This window comes from Shewanella sp. 1CM18E (assembly GCF_023161665.1).
Classification (GTDB): Bacteria; Pseudomonadota; Gammaproteobacteria; order Enterobacterales; family Shewanellaceae; genus Shewanella.
This window is the reverse complement of record NZ_JALNTW010000012.1, coordinates 12,913-28,488: the sequence shown is the minus strand read 5'-3', so window position 1 is coordinate 28,488 and position 15,576 is coordinate 12,913. Positions and strand designations below refer to the sequence as shown.

The 15,576-nt window shown below is 43.8% G+C and carries 14 protein-coding genes; 6 read left to right on the top strand and 8 right to left on the bottom strand.

Annotated features, from left to right (window positions below; translation table 11 throughout):
* Window positions 1–15: 15 nt before the first annotated feature.
* On the bottom strand, window positions 16–636 hold the full coding sequence (locus tag MSG37_RS15065; RefSeq protein WP_248471475.1) for an outer membrane beta-barrel protein: 621 nt from the start codon (window positions 634–636) through the stop codon (window positions 16–18).
* A 238-nt stretch (window positions 637–874) separates the two neighbouring features.
* Here MSG37_RS15065 and MSG37_RS15060 point away from each other — a divergent pair, with 238 nt between their 5' ends.
* The 5 genes from MSG37_RS15060 to MSG37_RS15040 all read left to right on the top strand — a co-directional run bounded on the left by MSG37_RS15060 (window position 875) and on the right by MSG37_RS15040 (window position 6,798).
* Window positions 875–2,230, top strand: a complete 1,356-nt coding sequence (locus MSG37_RS15060) for an alpha/beta hydrolase (RefSeq protein WP_248471474.1) — start codon at window positions 875–877, stop codon at window positions 2,228–2,230.
* A 224-nt stretch (window positions 2,231–2,454) separates the two neighbouring features.
* Window positions 2,455–3,348: a virulence protein gene (locus MSG37_RS15055; protein ID WP_248471473.1), complete on the top strand. Its 894-nt coding sequence runs from the start codon at window positions 2,455–2,457 to the stop codon at window positions 3,346–3,348.
* A gap of 44 nt (window positions 3,349–3,392) precedes the next feature.
* Window positions 3,393–4,301 carry an alpha/beta hydrolase gene (locus tag MSG37_RS15050; RefSeq protein WP_248471472.1) on the top strand — a complete coding sequence of 303 codons (909 nt, stop codon included), beginning with the start codon at window positions 3,393–3,395 and terminating at the stop codon, window positions 4,299–4,301.
* On the top strand, window positions 4,298–5,599 hold the full coding sequence (locus MSG37_RS15045) for a DUF4056 domain-containing protein (RefSeq protein ID WP_248471471.1): 1,302 nt from the start codon (window positions 4,298–4,300) through the stop codon (window positions 5,597–5,599). Before MSG37_RS15050 ends, MSG37_RS15045 begins: the two co-directional genes overlap by 4 nt.
* Window positions 5,596–6,798 carry a BamA/TamA family outer membrane protein gene (locus MSG37_RS15040; protein WP_248471470.1) on the top strand — a complete coding sequence of 401 codons (1,203 nt, stop codon included), beginning with the start codon at window positions 5,596–5,598 and terminating at the stop codon, window positions 6,796–6,798. The genes MSG37_RS15045 and MSG37_RS15040 overlap by 4 nt, the downstream gene beginning before the upstream one ends.
* Before the next feature lie 73 nt (window positions 6,799–6,871).
* Here MSG37_RS15040 and MSG37_RS15035 read toward each other — a convergent pair whose 3' ends face one another.
* The 5 genes from MSG37_RS15035 to MSG37_RS15015 form a co-directional block, all read right to left on the bottom strand.
* Complete coding sequence (locus MSG37_RS15035) at window positions 6,872–7,615, bottom strand: cupin domain-containing protein (protein ID WP_248471469.1); 744 nt, start codon at window positions 7,613–7,615, stop codon at window positions 6,872–6,874.
* 410 nt (window positions 7,616–8,025) lie between these two features.
* Window positions 8,026–9,099 carry a DcaP family trimeric outer membrane transporter gene (locus MSG37_RS15030; RefSeq protein WP_248471468.1) on the bottom strand — a complete coding sequence of 358 codons (1,074 nt, stop codon included), beginning with the start codon at window positions 9,097–9,099 and terminating at the stop codon, window positions 8,026–8,028.
* Between the two features lie 273 nt (window positions 9,100–9,372).
* A complete protein-coding gene (locus MSG37_RS15025) occupies window positions 9,373–10,500 on the bottom strand; it encodes a hypothetical protein (RefSeq protein WP_248471559.1) in 1,128 nt (375 codons plus the stop codon).
* Between the two features lie 45 nt (window positions 10,501–10,545).
* Window positions 10,546–10,914 carry a cytochrome c3 family protein gene (locus MSG37_RS15020; RefSeq protein WP_248471467.1) on the bottom strand — a complete coding sequence of 123 codons (369 nt, stop codon included), beginning with the start codon at window positions 10,912–10,914 and terminating at the stop codon, window positions 10,546–10,548.
* A complete protein-coding gene (locus tag MSG37_RS15015; protein ID WP_248471466.1) occupies window positions 10,914–12,437 on the bottom strand; it encodes a flavocytochrome c in 1,524 nt (507 codons plus the stop codon). The genes MSG37_RS15020 and MSG37_RS15015 overlap by 1 nt, the downstream gene beginning before the upstream one ends.
* 340 nt (window positions 12,438–12,777) lie before the next feature.
* On the opposite strand from MSG37_RS15015, the gene MSG37_RS15010 reads away from it, so the two are divergent.
* Window positions 12,778–13,551 carry a TetR/AcrR family transcriptional regulator gene (locus tag MSG37_RS15010; RefSeq protein WP_248471465.1) on the top strand — a complete coding sequence of 258 codons (774 nt, stop codon included), beginning with the start codon at window positions 12,778–12,780 and terminating at the stop codon, window positions 13,549–13,551.
* Window positions 13,552–13,640: 89 nt separating this feature from the next.
* Here the strand turns inward: MSG37_RS15010 and MSG37_RS15005 are convergent, their stop codons facing one another.
* Window positions 13,641–13,991 (bottom strand): cytochrome c3 family protein, encoded by a 351-nt coding sequence (locus MSG37_RS15005; protein ID WP_248471464.1) that lies wholly within the window; start codon window positions 13,989–13,991, stop codon window positions 13,641–13,643.
* 10 nt (window positions 13,992–14,001) lie between these two features.
* Window positions 14,002–15,504, bottom strand: a complete 1,503-nt coding sequence (locus MSG37_RS15000; protein ID WP_248471463.1) for a flavocytochrome c — start codon at window positions 15,502–15,504, stop codon at window positions 14,002–14,004.
* Window positions 15,505–15,576 lie beyond the last annotated feature (72 nt).

Sequence of the window (15,576 nt, the reverse complement as noted above, 5' to 3'; positions counted from 1 at the left end):
GTATTTATTTACAGCTTAGAAACGGTAGTCAACCGATAGGTATAGTTGTTGGCTGTCGTTGAGTGATGCTGTTTCTGTTCCAGCTACAGCATTATATGGTGTAGGAACTGGCTGATTGTTTACGTCGTAATCTTGCTTCAAGTAACGGTAACCAATTTCAGTGCTTAGGTTGTCATTAATCTTATACATAACACCTGTTTGACCACCCCATACAAAACGGTTGTCCGAATCTACTGCGCTAGTATCTGGGCTGATGTGGTTTACACCCGCTGTTGCACCAATAAACCAGTTAAGCTTGTTGCTGTCGCCCAGGCCAACTAAGTAGTCGTAAGACATCAAGAAACTTTGTTGCTTTGAAAAATCGTCTGAATTGTAAGAGTACGTACCATACACACGGTTAGCGTCATTTAAGTAAACACCAGCTCTTAGTTCGTAAACGGCATTATTTTCAGTTTCTTTCACATGTGTTGTCTGAGGGCCTCCAGCAATTGGATTTTGAATATCAGGCACATATGAACCTTTGTAAGAATTTTGCTGTGCGCCAACACCGCCACCAATAAACCAGTCTGCAGCCATAGTCGGTGCTGAGATTGCTGTTGCCATTACAGACGCTAGGATAAGTGCTTTAGTTTTCATGTTGTACTCCAAAGTAGGATAAATAGTTTCGGTGTTGCGTTTTGTTGGGCACATCATAGGCGAGGCTTGCTGAATAAGAACTGAATGATATTAACAGTCGCTTATGTTGAGTATTTTGCTATATAGCTATCTGTGAGTTTCTGGTAACTTATTGAAAAATAATGTTGAGTAGATTGATGTCTTTACCATAAAGCGGGAAATCATCGAGCTGCTGTCAAAAATAATTGCAGAGGATTGTGTGGATTTAGTTTTTGTTCATGGATGGAATGTAACCAATACCGACACTTATGGTCAGTTGCCACAGGTACTAGAAAAGCTGTCTGATGCAGACTCAAAATTATCAGTGCACCATATTCATTTGGGGCGATATATTAGCTTTGACGATGAGGTTCGACTCGACGACATTGCAAGAGCGTTTGATGATGCTCGGTTAAGTTTGTTAGCTAATAAACCTTTTGCCGCCATTACTCACTCCACGGGGGCACCAGTAATGCGCCAGTGGTTACAAATGTTTTTTTCTGGCACCGATATTAAAACCTGTCCGCTTACTCACCTAATAATGTTGGCCCCTGCCAATCATGGCTCTGCACTGGCGCAGTTAGGAAAATCCCGAGTGGGGCGAATTAAGAGTTTCTTTGCTGGAGTCGAACCGGGGCAAGCAGTTTTAGATTGGTTGGAGCTTGGCAGTACTCAACAATTGCAACTTAACTTGGATTGGTTGAGGGAGTTTAAGCTAGGTGAGGGGCCTTGGCTCTTTGTGCTAACAGGCGAAACTATTGACGATAAGCTTTACGATTATCTTAATAGTTATACTGCGGAGTCAGGTTCAGATGGTGTAGTTCGAGTTGCTGCTGCAAATCTTAATTTTACCTATGTTAAGTTAGTGGAAAGTGCCGAATCCTGTAATGGTTTTGATGCGCGCTGTGTTGTTAAACTTTCACAGAGTCAATATGTTACCCCACAGCATAAGGTTGCTTTCGAGGTGATTAAAAAAGCCAGTCACAGTGGTAATAGTAAAGGAATTATGACTTCTGTGACGTCTCGTAATGCCAAGCGAAAGCCTGTGGTGCAGCGGATTTTACAATGCCTAAATACCCGTAATACCGAGCAATATCAGCAGCTTTCTAGCTTGATGGCAACGGCAAGCGAGAGCGGCCACCGAAAGCAATTTCGTGGCAGTATGTTGGTTGTGCGGGTTAGTGATGATTTAGGCAATCCGATTGAGGACTTCGATATTGTGTTGCTTTCAGGTGCTGATTTTTTGCCGGGTAAGTTTAAAAAAGGCTTCATGCTAGATAGGCAAAAAAACTTGAAAAATAGCCATGTTGTGAGTTTTTACCTTGATAGCAATAAACTCGCTAATATTAGTAATGGTCAGCTAGGTTTGCGGATTGAGCCTAGGCCAGATAATGGCATGTGCTATTACCGCAGTGCAGAATTTCATTCTGAACCTAAGCAGGTTGCATTGCTGCTCCAGCCAGATCAAACCAGCATTATTGATATCGTATTAACTCGAAAGCGCCATCCAAATCTATTTACTTTAATAAATACTGATGCAGGTGGAGATTTCAAGCAACTTAATAATGACTGGTGATATAAAATGTTGGTTAATTTGGCTGATGTCTTATAAAGTTGATGGGCTTTGTTGTAACTTGGTTTTTTACTCTGCACTTTTGTTGTTATTGTTGTATTTAAGTCTGAGTTCAGTTTGTTAAGTAATAATTGCGGTATATGGTCTTATGTGTATTTCCACTCATCATGATGTTTTTTGATTTACAGCAATCGATGTTTTTCTTCAAGTAAAGGTTTAATCTATAAATGCTTAAAATGATTTCTATTCTGGCAGCACTTTCGGTGCTGCTTTTTGTTTCTCCATCTCAAGCTGACTCTATTGAAAGAGAGCCGCATAAAGAGCTGTACGACAGAACATTTCCTATTTGGGCTCAAGAAGCGATTGATTTAGGTCATGAGTTACCTAAACCGTACGGCTTCACATTGAACTACATGAACATGGATCAGCCCTTGGTGGTCGACTCGGTTGGCTTTTCAGGTTTAGCTGGCTTAGACGACATTCTCAGCATCAAAGGTAGTCTAGCGGAGCAAACCTCAGAAACACTCTCTTTGAGAGGTGATATGTGGGTATTGCCATTTTTAAATCTATACGGGGTTATTGGTCACACCAAAGGAAGCAGTATCGCTAACGTTAAGCTGGAAGCTGATTTAACAGAGGTGCTGCCGCCGCTATTTTGTAAGTTCAACCCATGTAATCTTACTAGCCCAGCTTTTGATTTTATATTGGACTTTAAAGGTACTACCTATGGTGTTGGCGGAACCATAGTTGGCGGAATTGGCAATTGGTTTGCTTTGCTTGATGTTAATTATACCAACACCCGTTTGAATATCCTCGATGGTGAGATAAGCAGCATTGTTGTGTCTCCTCGTGCTGGTTACCGCACTGAGTATAACAATCGTGATGTACAAATTTGGGTGGGCGCCATGTACCAAAATGTGGAACAAAACTTCAGTGGTTACTTGCGTGATATTGGCATTCCACTAGGCAATGCCAAATTTGAGGTGAACCAACATTTAGCCGATAAGTGGAATGGTTTAATCGGTAGCCAGATTAGTTTAACTAACAATATCGATCTATTGATGGAGTTTGGCTTAGGGACGCGTACCAGCTTTATGATGGGTGTTGGTTATCGTTTTTAAAGTGTGTTTTGCCGCTGGTTGTTTGAAATGTTTTGGAGATGAATATGCGCATTATCATTAGCGTGATGCTTGGTTTTTTACTGGCAGGATGCTCAGCTGTCGATATAGTGGATGCTCGCGATAAAGCAGCTTTGCAAGATGTGGGCTTTGCACAACATCAGCTCACATTGCAAGAGGGCGGCGAGCTTAACTATTGGCAAGCTGGCCAAGGTGAAGTGATATTATTGCTGCATGGCTTTGGTGGCACTGCAGCAACCAGTTGGCAAGATGTGATGATAAACCTAAGTAAGGATTATCGGGTGATTGCGCCTGATCTTGCATGGTTTGGCGAATCATATAGTCAAGGCGCTGCGAGCTTAGCGACTCAATCCAAGGCGGTTAGGCAACTGATTGCGGCGCTTGATCTAGATAAGGTTAATCTAGTCGGGATCTCTTACGGCGGCTTTGTCACTTTTGATTTGATGATCACTGAGCCGAAAGTAGAAAAAGCGGTATTGCTTGCCAGTCCTGGAGTACTGTTCCCAGATAGCGAACTGGCTTTAATGAATCAGCGTTTTAATGTTGATGAAGCCAGTGATATTTTTGTGCCGCAAAACCCAAAACAAATGCGCCGTTTACTCGATGGCACCTTTGTTGATTTCCCTTGGTATCCTGGTTTTATCGATGCCGGTATTTTTGAAAAGTACTTTGCTGGCTACCTCGATGAAAAACGCCAATTAATTGATAGTTTACCTGCTGACCGAGACCGGATTGCAGCTGAAGTATCAGTTGAGTCTTTGCCGCCAAGTATGCTGATTTGGGGCGAGAATGATAAGGTGTTCCCGCTCAATTTAGGCATTCAATTAGCCGATTATTTAAGTGCGCCGATAGTGATTATTCCCAAGGCTGCACACGGTTTAAGTAACGATTATCCAGAAATAGTGACTCAATCTATTAAGGCGTTCGTGCAATGAGTTTTTGTCAGCGTTTAACTCATGTCACAGGTTTTATAGCCATCGCTTTACTCAGTGCTTGTAGCAGTAATGATTGGCAAGTGAGAGCCTTACCTAGTGAGGCTGCGGTTAGCGCAGTGCTAGATGATGAGCCCGATCTTAATCAGCTGCATGCGTTGTCACTGCAAGAGTTACCTTTAGTGCCTATTCCTGAGGCGGTTCGACCTTGCTGTGCGTTTGGTAATGCGCAAAAAGTTAAGGTTGGCCCAGTGCCGATCCCATTTTTTCGTTATGCGAACACGTTAGCTGTTGATAGTGTTGGCCCTCATGCGTTCGAAGCCGGTACGTTTAGTTTTCAAAAAGATGCGCCTAATGGCAAACGTGGCACTGAGCATAATGGCCAAATGTATACACTAAAGGGCGGTTTTATCGATTTGGCCCATGTTCGTGATACTGCAGACAATGCAATAGCGCTATTTTATCGTATCTACCCTCAACTAGGGTTACCGCAAACAATTAAACTGCCCGATGAAATCGGCCCACGAGTCATTGAGCTTAAAGAATTTGATACGTCGTCATTAACGCCTAGAGAGCGTTGGGAATCTGCCGCTGCCATAGCGGCAAGGCTGGCATACTTTATGGCTGAAGCCCATGAGGTTGCGCAGTGGCATGGCTACCGAAGTTGGGCGCCTTGGTCTGAAACCGTCTCAGCTTATTCCCCAGAAGATCTCTACTCAAACATGCTTGGGGCGAAAATCGCGTTAGGTTTACTAAATAATAATCTTGCTATGAGTAAAGAGCTCTACAACCAACATATGACCCAATGGTTGGCGGCTACGCTTGCTTGGTTAGAGCCGGTTTCTATTGCGCAAACCAATGCACTTTTTGATGTGATTGATGGTTATTGGTGGGACTCTAACCAAGCATTACCGAGTAAGTTTATGCTGCTGAAACGCCATTATGAACTCGGCGATAAGCAGTCACCTTACCTAGTATCAAAACAACTTGCTGAGCAACATGCTAGTTGGCAAGAGATAAAGCCACTTTATGCAAAACACAATCAAGCGCACTCACTTTCACTTAGTAACACAGTGCATGGTATTGAAATTGATAAAGTTGCAACGCAAAAGCTGATAGTGGCTGATAAGTTTAAACACAGCTTTAAGCATATTCCGACAGCACTTTGGCAAAACGGTTTTACTCAAGCTGATTTCAAACTCATAAGCCAATATAACCAAGCTCAAGACACCATTGAGCTGCAACAGCATCTGCAATCAGAATCGGCAAATGAGGTTGCTAATCCACTGGAGGTGAAATGACGGAAATGAGCAAAGCGTCCTATTTTATTAGGTGTAGTCGATTTTCGCTCATATTAGCCTGCCTTGCTTTACCCGCAACCTATGTAGTGGCTGAGGAGATTGAAAAGGATGCTGAAGCAGCTGATAACCAAGAGTCGCAGGGATGGGTTGAAGATTTTTTACAAACCTTAGGTGCAGATGGTGAGTTTGACCCAAACAAGCTTATCGATTTTAGCTATCTTCCGGGGCCATTTTATAATCCTGAAATGGATTTAGGTGTTGGGATCTCGGCAGTAGGTTTGTACCAATTTGATCCAGACGATGAGGTTAGCCAGCTATCTTCATTGGTGATTAATGGTCTGGCATCGACTAATGGGGCGTTAGGTGTAGCCATGGCAAATAAAACCTTTATCAACCAAGATCAGCAAAGGTTTTATCTCAATGCCGAAATATTTGATGCCCCAGATGTTTTTTATGGTGTTGGTTACGATGATAACCATCAACAGGCGAATAGGGTTGAGTTTAATCAGCGCATAGTGTCAATCAACCCTATGTTATTGCAGCGGATGAGCCCAACGAGTTTTGTTGGTATTGGTTTTGATTTTAGCTATGCAGATGCCAGTAAAATTGACCCGTTAGATTCTGCTGTCGATCCTAGTTTGCTTGATGAAAGCTCTCGCAGTGTCGGCTTAAATGTGCTGTTAAATCACGATAGCCGCGACAATGTATTAAACCCGCAGTCGGGGCGAATTCTTGAGATAGATGCCGCTTTTTATCGGCAGTATTTAGGCAGTAAAACAGACTTTGATGTGTATAACGCGCTTTATAGTGAATACATGCAAACAGGGCGTGGCGAAGATATCTTAGCTTGGCAGGTTCGTGGGCGATTCACTAGCGGTGACGTGCCATGGGATCAACTGTCAAAAGCGGGGGGCGGTGACTTACTGCGCGGTTATACATCTGGGCGTTATCGCGATAAGCAGATGCTGATGACCCAAGTTGAATATCGGCTCAATTTACCGGGGCGTCACGGCATGGTTTTTTGGGGCGGAGCCGGTGTGATTGCCGATGATATTAGTGGCTTTGACGCCAATAAAATCTTACCTAACGGTGGGATTGGTTATCGGTTTGAAGTCAAACCTCGGGTTAATTTGCGCTTAGACATGGCGTGGGGTGATGGTGATAGTGGCTTTTATTTTAACGTTAATGAAGCGTTTTAGCTTAGTTTCACAGCAAACGAAAAAGGGCCCTATTGGGCCCTTTTACATTAACGACTTTGCTCGTTTATAAAGCTTACTTCTTGAAGATAGCTTCGTTAGTACCGTAAGGGCCTAAGTTTAGATCACGCTTACGGATTTCATCTACGCGGTCGAAAGCTTCTTCAGCTACTCGTAGATTTTGCACGTCTTTACGCCAGTAGTACTTAAAGCCGTTAAAGTGTGCGTTGTTTGGGTACCAGTACATTACACCTAAACCTTTGTCGCTCAGGATTGGCGTGTTGTGGATCGTTGCGCCAGGAATATAGAAGTATTGACCTAGAGATAGTTTTTGGAACTTGTTTTGCGCTAATGTTTGGCTTTCACCTGTGACTACGTAGTAACACTCTGGCTGACCATGGAAATGTGGTGCGTGGTCTGAACGGCCGCCATCAGTAATACCAATTACAGTTGGGCTGTCTGAAAGTTCTTTCCAAATGTAGCCAACAGGTGATTTAGATTTATCACAGTCAGCGATCTCTAGAACGTTACCGTCATCGTCAAGTGACTTACAGAACTGCTGATCGGCTGGAATGCTGCTATTTGACTTGATAGTAGTAAAGTCAATTTCACCTGCTTCCCATGCTGCAATATAAGCTTCAACTTCTGGGTTAGCACACTGTGCAGGCATAGTATCTTGTGGCGCATATGGCGTGCTGTCGTATGGGACTGGCGTCATTTGCTGGTATGGTAGCTGTGCGTGATCGCACTGTGGCCCTTGAGCTAAAGCAGCGGTAGAAGTTAACGCGGCGATGCCGAACATCATTTTTAGTTTCATCATTCTTATCCTATTTTTAGCTGGTGCAGCTAAAGCTGCGATATTGTGCTCGTTTTAACGGGCTTGAACTAACAATAAAGTGATAATTAGCCTGTAAAGTTGAATTGGATCACGCAGCGTTTTTAGCAGCAAAATTATTCGTGAACTTAGTCGCGAATAATCTTTTTTTCGGTAGTGATAGAGCACACGTTTTTAAATTTCGGCTGCAATCTAAAGTGACAATAGAGTCGGTTTATTTGTATTAGCGACAGATGCATTTACGATAGTTTTTGGCTGGCTTTGGTCGCTTGACTGAACGTTTTAATTGCTTGAGTTTGAGAAAAAAAGCCTGCTTTATAAAGCAGGCTTTTTGACTATTTAAAGGCAGTGGATTTTGCAGGGTTTAGAGTAGATGAAGACTCTTTGAGCTACCATTAAATATAAAACTGCAAACTAAGCTGAGCGTAATTCGATGCGCCTTGGGGGGCTGCTTTGCCAGTATAGGGATTTTGGCCATCATCAATTTGGTAGCGACCCAATTCAAACCCTAAGGCTAGCACCGGAGTTAAGTTGGTAAATAAATTAACCCCTGCATGGAAGCGATCGGTTTGCTCAACGTCTGTCATTGTCACCCCATAAAATAGGCTAGAACGAGTGCGTTCAGTCCAAAAGTGGCGATACGCAAACATGGCAGCTTTAGTTGTTTCTATTTCGCCGTTAATCATGTCTCGCGCAGCATCAGTACCTACGTAGCGACCTAAATTACCGTAATGTAATTGCAATCTTAGATCGTCTTTACCAATAGTATTTAGTTTTGCTGCAATTGATACGCCTGCGCCAAATTGCGCGCTATCTTGCGGGTCTAAATAACGTAATAGGCTAGATATTGATACGTTACCCCAGTCGCCTTTTTTATCGAAGCGAATGACGGCATCGGGCACATAGTCATTACTGGTATCAACCCACTTCTTGTCTGTGACAGTGCTGCCCGCTTGGGTGCCATAGGTGTAAGGGTTTTCCAAAGCAAACTGCCAGCTATCTGTGCTGTAACGCACCAATGTTTGCCGCACCATGGTTTGGCCTGCCAGTGGCACGCCTAGATCTGCGGTCTCAGCAAAGGTACTAGTATTGACCATGGTTGACCATGTTTGGCCGGCAGTAAAGTCGTCGTATTTGATATATGCGTGGCGTAAACGCGGGCTGTATGAATTAGAAAATACTGCATTGCCTTGGGATGAACCTGAGAAGTCGATTTCAGCAAAACCGCTGACATCACCGTGAGTAATTCCAACATTAAAGCGGCTTTCTGCTGCGCTAAATTGGGTTCGTTTAGCTGATTCTGCAATACTGCCGCCACCTGTCCAACTGTCTTGGAAGGCTATATCGCCATCAACATAGCGTGCATTGGCTTTAATGAATCCGCCAAAGTGATATTCAGTTGCCATTGTTGATTGTGAAAAACTAGCGATTAAACAAATAAAAATAGAGGCTTTAGTTATCGATTTCATTGTTTCTTCTTATTAGGAAAGGGACAAAAAAAGCCCAAATTCGTAAGGTATAAAAGGGCTTGGTCCATCAAGGTATTTGTTGGTAGGGATGAAGTACCAGAACAATACTTGCTAGAACCTAGAGTGTGTAGGGATAACAAAAGCGAAGTGAGAGCAGCTTCGCTTTTGCCGATAACGCTGGTTAACTTTGTTACATCAGCCAATGTTTTTTACGTGTTCCTGTGCGCGAAACATTTGCTAGCCGTAACCTAATAACTGTAAGTTCAGCAGTTATTAGAAGTAGTATCCGAAGTTAATGTTTACGCGTTTATCCCAACTGTCACCCATTTCTGGTAGACCAACATGATCATTGTTAGCAGTAGAGAAGGTCATGTTCTTACCCATAACAAAGTCGACCATGGTGTAAGTTGGGCCCGCTGAAATTGCACAACCGGTTACGTTTTGTAGGCTGTTATCAAATTCGTCATCGCTAACATCTGGCGTCATAATGCCAAAGTCGTTGTAGCACTTAACGCTACCCCAATCTGTTGGAATGGTTTTCGCTAGGTTTAGGTTATACGCCTGACCTTTTGAGGCGATCTCGTACTGCCAGCTCACCACTGAAACACCGATAGTGTTCTCGTGTTCTTTGTCGTCGTACTCGTATTGCATTGCTTGTAGCTGCAGGTTCCAGCCGTTGTAACTGCTGTCTAAGTGCAATGCTACTGCATAGCGATCGCCATTTTCTTCAAGATTGCTGTTATAGATCTGGCCATACTGAGCTGATGCACCGATAGTCGTTTGACCACCCTCATGCTCGGCTGTGTATGTTTGGCGAATGTTGAACTGATTAGTCTCTTCGTTGGCATAATCAGTACCGTTAATGGTGCCTGTGTAGATGTCAGTCGAATAACGTTTGTTCTCAGACGGGCCGTACTCAGCACTCTTATAGAATGCTAGGTCGGTGTGCCAGCCATTTTTTTCATAAACAGCTTTAATACCTGTGTCATGATCATCTTCAAAACCTAAGTAATAAGGAATGCCAAACCAGTAGCTGTTTGAGATGAAGTCGCGGTTACCAAAAGGCACCTTGTTGATACCAAGCTGCAGTTGCCAGTCAGGATTGACATCATAGTAGGCATAACCGTACTTGATGTAGTCAGTACCAGACGTGAAACGGTATTCTGCTGATAAGCCCCAGTCGCCATGCTTACCATCGAACTTGATTGCCGCCATATCAAAGTAAAAGTCACCGCCTTTATCTTTGTTAACTTGGTCATAGTCACGGTAAGCGTAGTTAACACGCACTGCGCCGCCTAGCTTGATACCATCTTCCGTTTGTTCTGCCGCATGAGCAGTTCCTGAAAGTGCGATTGCTGTAGCCACCATCGACAACATAAACTTAGTGGTTTTCTTCATCATCATTCCCTATTACTTTTTTAGGTTTTTTAAATTAATCAGTCAAAATTACATCTCTTCAAACCAAGTACGGTGACACTCTGTACAAAGCGGTGCTTTCTTCTCGTGCTCTGCGTGACACGCTAAGCAACTTGCACCTTGGTTGTAATGCAGCGATTTATGAGGATGTGCTTCTGGAATAGCCAGTTTGCTTTCATCCACAGGAATGCTGTTGATATCGCCATGACACTCAACACATGCGGCATCGGTAGTGTTCTTCTTTGCAGAACCTTGATGACATGTTTGGCAACCGTCTTGGTAGATAAACTCATGGTTTACACGACCTTCAGTTTTGCCTTTTATCTTGATTAGATCGCCAGCCATAACGCTGCCTGATACTGAAAGACTAAGTAGTATGCTTAGTAATAACTTGTTCATTACGCGGCTCCTTGAGCATCAGCTTTGATTGTTTCAGACACTATGATCCCCATTACTAGACACTCTAGGCATGAAGTTGAGCTCAAGCGTGCTTCACCGTGGATGCCGCCGGTTACTTCGCCGATAGCATAAAGATTCTTAATAGGTGCCATTGAGCGACCGTCGATAACGCGAGCATCTAAGTCGGTTTTTAGACCGCCCATGCAGTAGTGCACTTTTGGCCAAATACGCGACACAACAAATGGACCTGTTAGCTCTTCAGCTGTATCCATTTTGCGGTTAAATAGCGGGTCTTTGCGGTCTTTAACGTGCTTGTTGTATTCAGTTACGCTGAGCTTAAGCTCTGCTGCAGGAATATCGAACTTAGCTGCAATTTCATCTAGTGAATCAACTTTCCAAGCCATTTCGTCACGTAGTGCACGTACCACACGGTCATCTTTGGCGTAGTTGTTGTAGTTGAAGAACACCACTGGGTATGCAGGGCTGCCATCAGCATTACGGTTTTTCATAATGGCTTCAGAGCAAGTCTTACGGTCTGCACGCTCATCCATAAAACGTTTACCGTTTAGGACGCTGATTGCTACACCTTGGTGCCAGCCGATAGATAGCAATGCGTTTGACCAACCGAATCCACCTTCATCAGGAGAACCCCAGTGGCCAGTTTGGATTAGGTTCATATGCACTGGTAGTGCGCCGTGTGCCATAGCTGTTAGCGTCACTTCACCTGTTGCGCCTAGTGCGTTAGTGCAATCTAGTGTTGGATCTAGAGATGGATCAACCGCTTCACGTAACGCCATGTTGCGCGCAAAACCACCGTTAGCGAGTACGACAGCTTTGTTAGCTTTTATGAAAATAGTGCTACCAGTAGTGAGATCTGGGAAACGGTAGTTTTTACGGACTTTAACACCAATAATTTTTTGGTCGTCCATAATGAAATCTTCGATATAGTGCTGTAGACGGTGCTCAACACCTTCTTTAACACCTGTTTCATAAAGCTTGGTGGTAATATCACCACCTGTACCGTGTTGGGTGCGGATTGCACGCGCTTTATTGTGGCCACCTACTTGGATGTTAAAACCATCACGGAATTTAACGCCGGTATCGATACAAAGATCATATGCATCTAAAGAACGGTTAGCGATAACGCGCAAGGCAGCTTCGTTTTGCATGCCGCGACCAGAGATAATTTGGTCTTTAACGAGTTCTTCTGGCGAATCATCGTTAACACCCTGTGCGAGCTGGATTGGGTTTTTAGGAATAGCTAACCAACCACCGTTGATTGCAGAATTACCACCAATCACTTGCATCTTTTCTAAAACAAGTACTGAACCTAGACCTTGGCGCTTAGCATTCACTGCCGCTGAAAGGCCAGCAAAACCAGAGCCTACAACAATAACGTCAGCGCTTTCGTCCCAGTTGATTTCACCACAGGTTTTAGCCTGAACGGTACCTGGTAATGTTGCCGCTAAGCTACCAACAGCAGCACCAGCACTTAATTTTAAAAAATTTCTTCTACCTTGCATTTTGTAATCCTCAGAATGGGAATGAGGTAAATGTAAACGCAAGTTCAGTTGCTAAAGGTGAACTAAGTCACGGCATTTTTTCAGTGACAAATTTATTCGTGAGTCATATCTCGAATAAATTTTCTCTGTTAACGACTGGGCGAGAACGTCACTCGAAAATGTGAACGGATTCAGAATAGAGTTACAAGTTATTGCTGTAATGTTTATATGACGTAATTCACAAAGCCTACCAATAAAGCAGTATTAGCGTGAAGTGAATCCCGATTAGGAAAGAGCTATCTATAATCTGTAATTGTTAAAAGCGCATAATTGCGCTAATTAGAAATACAGGTTGTTATAAATGAAATGTCCCACTGATGCACTGCCTATGATGCGCTGCAATCAAATACTTGATGCGGCTGAGCAGCTTATTGAGTCGCAGGGTATTGTGTCGTTCAAGTTCTCTCAATTGGCAAAAGAAGTGGGCTGTTCTACCGGTACGTTATACAAATTTTTCGAACGCAAAGAAGATGTACTAGTGTGCTTATTTTTACGCAGTGCCACTTCTAATCACTTGCCGATATTTATTAACAAATACCCAGATTTAACTGCCCAAGAAAAAGTGCTGTTACCCATTTTGTTTACATTTGAAACGATTAAACGCAGTAAAAGCTTTTTTACTCTACGTTCAGTATCGGTAAATACTATGGTTTGGCAGCTAGCGAGTGACGAAAAAGTTGAACGCTTTAAAAAGCGCATCAATGCGTTTTGGGGCTGGTTTACTGAATCGCTGAATGAGGCTGTAGCAAGAGGCGAATTAGATGCCACGCCGCTGCAAGTTAAAGAGCTGGTTCAAGGAATTACCTTTTACTTAACCGGTTCATTAACCCAATTTGAAAGCCAGTTGATTGCGCCTGAATATTTATCCAACCGTCGCGAGACCTGTTACCGACATTTGGCAAGGCTAATGGCGCAGTACAAGTGGGTTAAGCCGATTACTCCTGAACTGTTTGAGTCGCTCGAACAAAGAAGTTCAAGCTTTTTTGATAAACACTACCGTGACCATATGAGCTGCAGCGCTTGTAGTGCGTTGGCTTGTACCGGTGTGGATACTAATAGTACTTGCTTACGCTAAAGCAGATTTAAACTCGAATTTTAAAGCGTTAAATATCAACAAGCCCAAAATTAATTCTGGGCTTGTTGTGCAGACGGTTATATCAAGCCTTACTTAAATTTTGGATAGTCAAAGTTGTGGCAATCCATACAAATCGCTTGCTTCTCGGTATGCTCGCCGTGGCATTCCATACACGGTGCCTCTTGGCCATAGTGCATACTGTCATGGGGGTTTTGCTTCGCTGCATGACCTTCGCGTTTGGTTTGCTCCGCTAGGTCTCCCATGTCGTGGCACTGTAAGCAAGATTCATCTGAAGGATAGTTTTTCAATCCTTGGTCATGGCAAGACTTACAGCCTTCTTCATATAGGGCTTGGTGATAGTCACGCTTATCTCTTGCTTGGGCAGACAGGGCGATGACGCTGCTAAATACCAGCACAAGTAAAGTTGTCATTGGTTTCATGTCGGTATCCTTATGCTTTCATCATCGAACGTGCGGCTGTTACACCAAATGCCATGCAGTCTGGGGTAGAGCAACCACCAAGTCGGCTTACACCATGCACACCACCCGAGACTTCACCTGCTGCATATAAATTAGGAATTGGTTTACCATTTTTGGCTGCAATTACTTGAGCTTTGGTGTTGATTTGAATACCACCTTGGCAGTAGTGCACCTTGGGCCATAATCGCTGCACGATAAATGGCGCTGTCATATAGATCCCTGTACTCATATCCATGCGCTTGCCAAATTGAGGATCATCGCCAGCCTTTACGTATTTATTCCAATCTTCAATTTGCTGTTTAAGCGGCTTTAGTGGTAAGTCGAAATGTTTGGCGATAGCTTCAACACTATCGAATTCCCAGGCAACGTTATATTTAAGTACGTTTTCCATCGAAGGATCTTTTTGCGCTTCATGCTTAGGCGCAATAAGTAGCGCTGGATTAGGCTTGCCATCTTTGTCGCGACGTTGGATCTCAAGATCTGCACGGTGCTTACGGTCTGCAGTTTCATTCATAAAACGCATGCCAGTATTGCGGTCAATGGCGATTGAGTGCGGGAAGTTGTATAAAGAGAAACCTGCGCCGTAACCAAAGCCACCTTCATCAGGCGATGCCCAGGGGCCAGACTGAATAAAGCTTAAGTGAATTGGCATTGCACCTTCAGCTAGCATGGCTATCAAGCCGTCACCGGTGGCCCCCCGAGCATTAGTGTGGCCCACTTCATCACCCAGAGTTGGGTCGAGTGCTTGGCGAAATGCTACGTTAGCCGCGAAACCACCGGTTGCGATAAGAACACCCTTTTCGGCTTTAACATTAATCAGCTTGCCTGAGTCTTCATGATCTGTGTGATAACCTTTACGTACTTTAATCCCTAATACTGTGCCGTCATCAGCGGTAATCAAACCTTCAAACTTGTGGCGAGTTTTGGTTTTAACGCCATAACTACGGGCGGTTTTTAACATTGGGCGGATAAAGCCTGCGCCGCTGCGTTCAACCACTTGGTGACTACGTGTAGCGCTTGTACCGCCAGTATTGATGATATGGTCGCGATATACACAACCACAATCTTTGGTGAGTTGATAAATATAAGGGCCTAATTCAGCACTATGGCGTAATAAGGCTTCGTTGGCATAACCTCGGCCAGAAGCGAGTTGGTCTTTTACCATTAGCTCAGCACTGTCTTTGATGCCAAGCTTGCGTTGTAAATCTGTATCGGCAAAGCAGGCTTGACCCGCATTCAGAGTCGAGTTACCGCCATACACACCTAGCTTTTCAAAAACCACGATATCTTTAGCGCCAAGTTTGCCTGCTTCAACTGCGGCTGCAAGCCCAGCAAAACCAGAGCCAACGATAACGACTTCATGGCTTTCATCCCATTTTATATTTGATGATTGCGCATTGACTGTAAGAGGAGCAAAAGCACCAACCGCTGCAGCACCTGCTCCGAATTTTAGAAATGAACGTCTTGTTTGCATTTTTAATTCTCCATTTAGCTTGGAGACACAATAAGCTTGAGACTGACGCTCAAATATGCGTCAAATCACACT

What these genes read in the sequence shown, in the direction of transcription:
- MSG37_RS15065 (WP_248471475.1), bottom strand. Translation starts at nt 636, where the DNA reads ATGAAAACTAAAGCACTTATCCTAGCGTCTGTAATGGCAACAGCAATC.
- MSG37_RS15055 (WP_248471473.1), top strand. Translation starts at nt 2,455, where the DNA reads ATGCTTAAAATGATTTCTATTCTGGCAGCACTTTCGGTGCTGCTTTTT.
- MSG37_RS15050 (WP_248471472.1), top strand. Translation starts at nt 3,393, where the DNA reads ATGCGCATTATCATTAGCGTGATGCTTGGTTTTTTACTGGCAGGATGC.
- MSG37_RS15045 (WP_248471471.1), top strand. Translation starts at nt 4,298, where the DNA reads ATGAGTTTTTGTCAGCGTTTAACTCATGTCACAGGTTTTATAGCCATC.
- MSG37_RS15040 (WP_248471470.1), top strand. Translation starts at nt 5,596, where the DNA reads ATGACGGAAATGAGCAAAGCGTCCTATTTTATTAGGTGTAGTCGATTT.
- MSG37_RS15035 (WP_248471469.1), bottom strand. Translation starts at nt 7,615, where the DNA reads ATGATGAAACTAAAAATGATGTTCGGCATCGCCGCGTTAACTTCTACC.
- MSG37_RS15030 (WP_248471468.1), bottom strand. Translation starts at nt 9,099, where the DNA reads ATGAAATCGATAACTAAAGCCTCTATTTTTATTTGTTTAATCGCTAGT.
- MSG37_RS15025 (WP_248471559.1), bottom strand. Translation starts at nt 10,500, where the DNA reads ATGATGAAGAAAACCACTAAGTTTATGTTGTCGATGGTGGCTACAGCA.
- MSG37_RS15020 (WP_248471467.1), bottom strand. Translation starts at nt 10,914, where the DNA reads ATGAACAAGTTATTACTAAGCATACTACTTAGTCTTTCAGTATCAGGC.
- MSG37_RS15015 (WP_248471466.1), bottom strand. Translation starts at nt 12,437, where the DNA reads ATGCAAGGTAGAAGAAATTTTTTAAAATTAAGTGCTGGTGCTGCTGTT.
- MSG37_RS15010 (WP_248471465.1), top strand. Translation starts at nt 12,778, where the DNA reads ATGAAATGTCCCACTGATGCACTGCCTATGATGCGCTGCAATCAAATA.
- MSG37_RS15005 (WP_248471464.1), bottom strand. Translation starts at nt 13,991, where the DNA reads ATGAAACCAATGACAACTTTACTTGTGCTGGTATTTAGCAGCGTCATC.
- MSG37_RS15000 (WP_248471463.1), bottom strand. Translation starts at nt 15,504, where the DNA reads ATGCAAACAAGACGTTCATTTCTAAAATTCGGAGCAGGTGCTGCAGCG.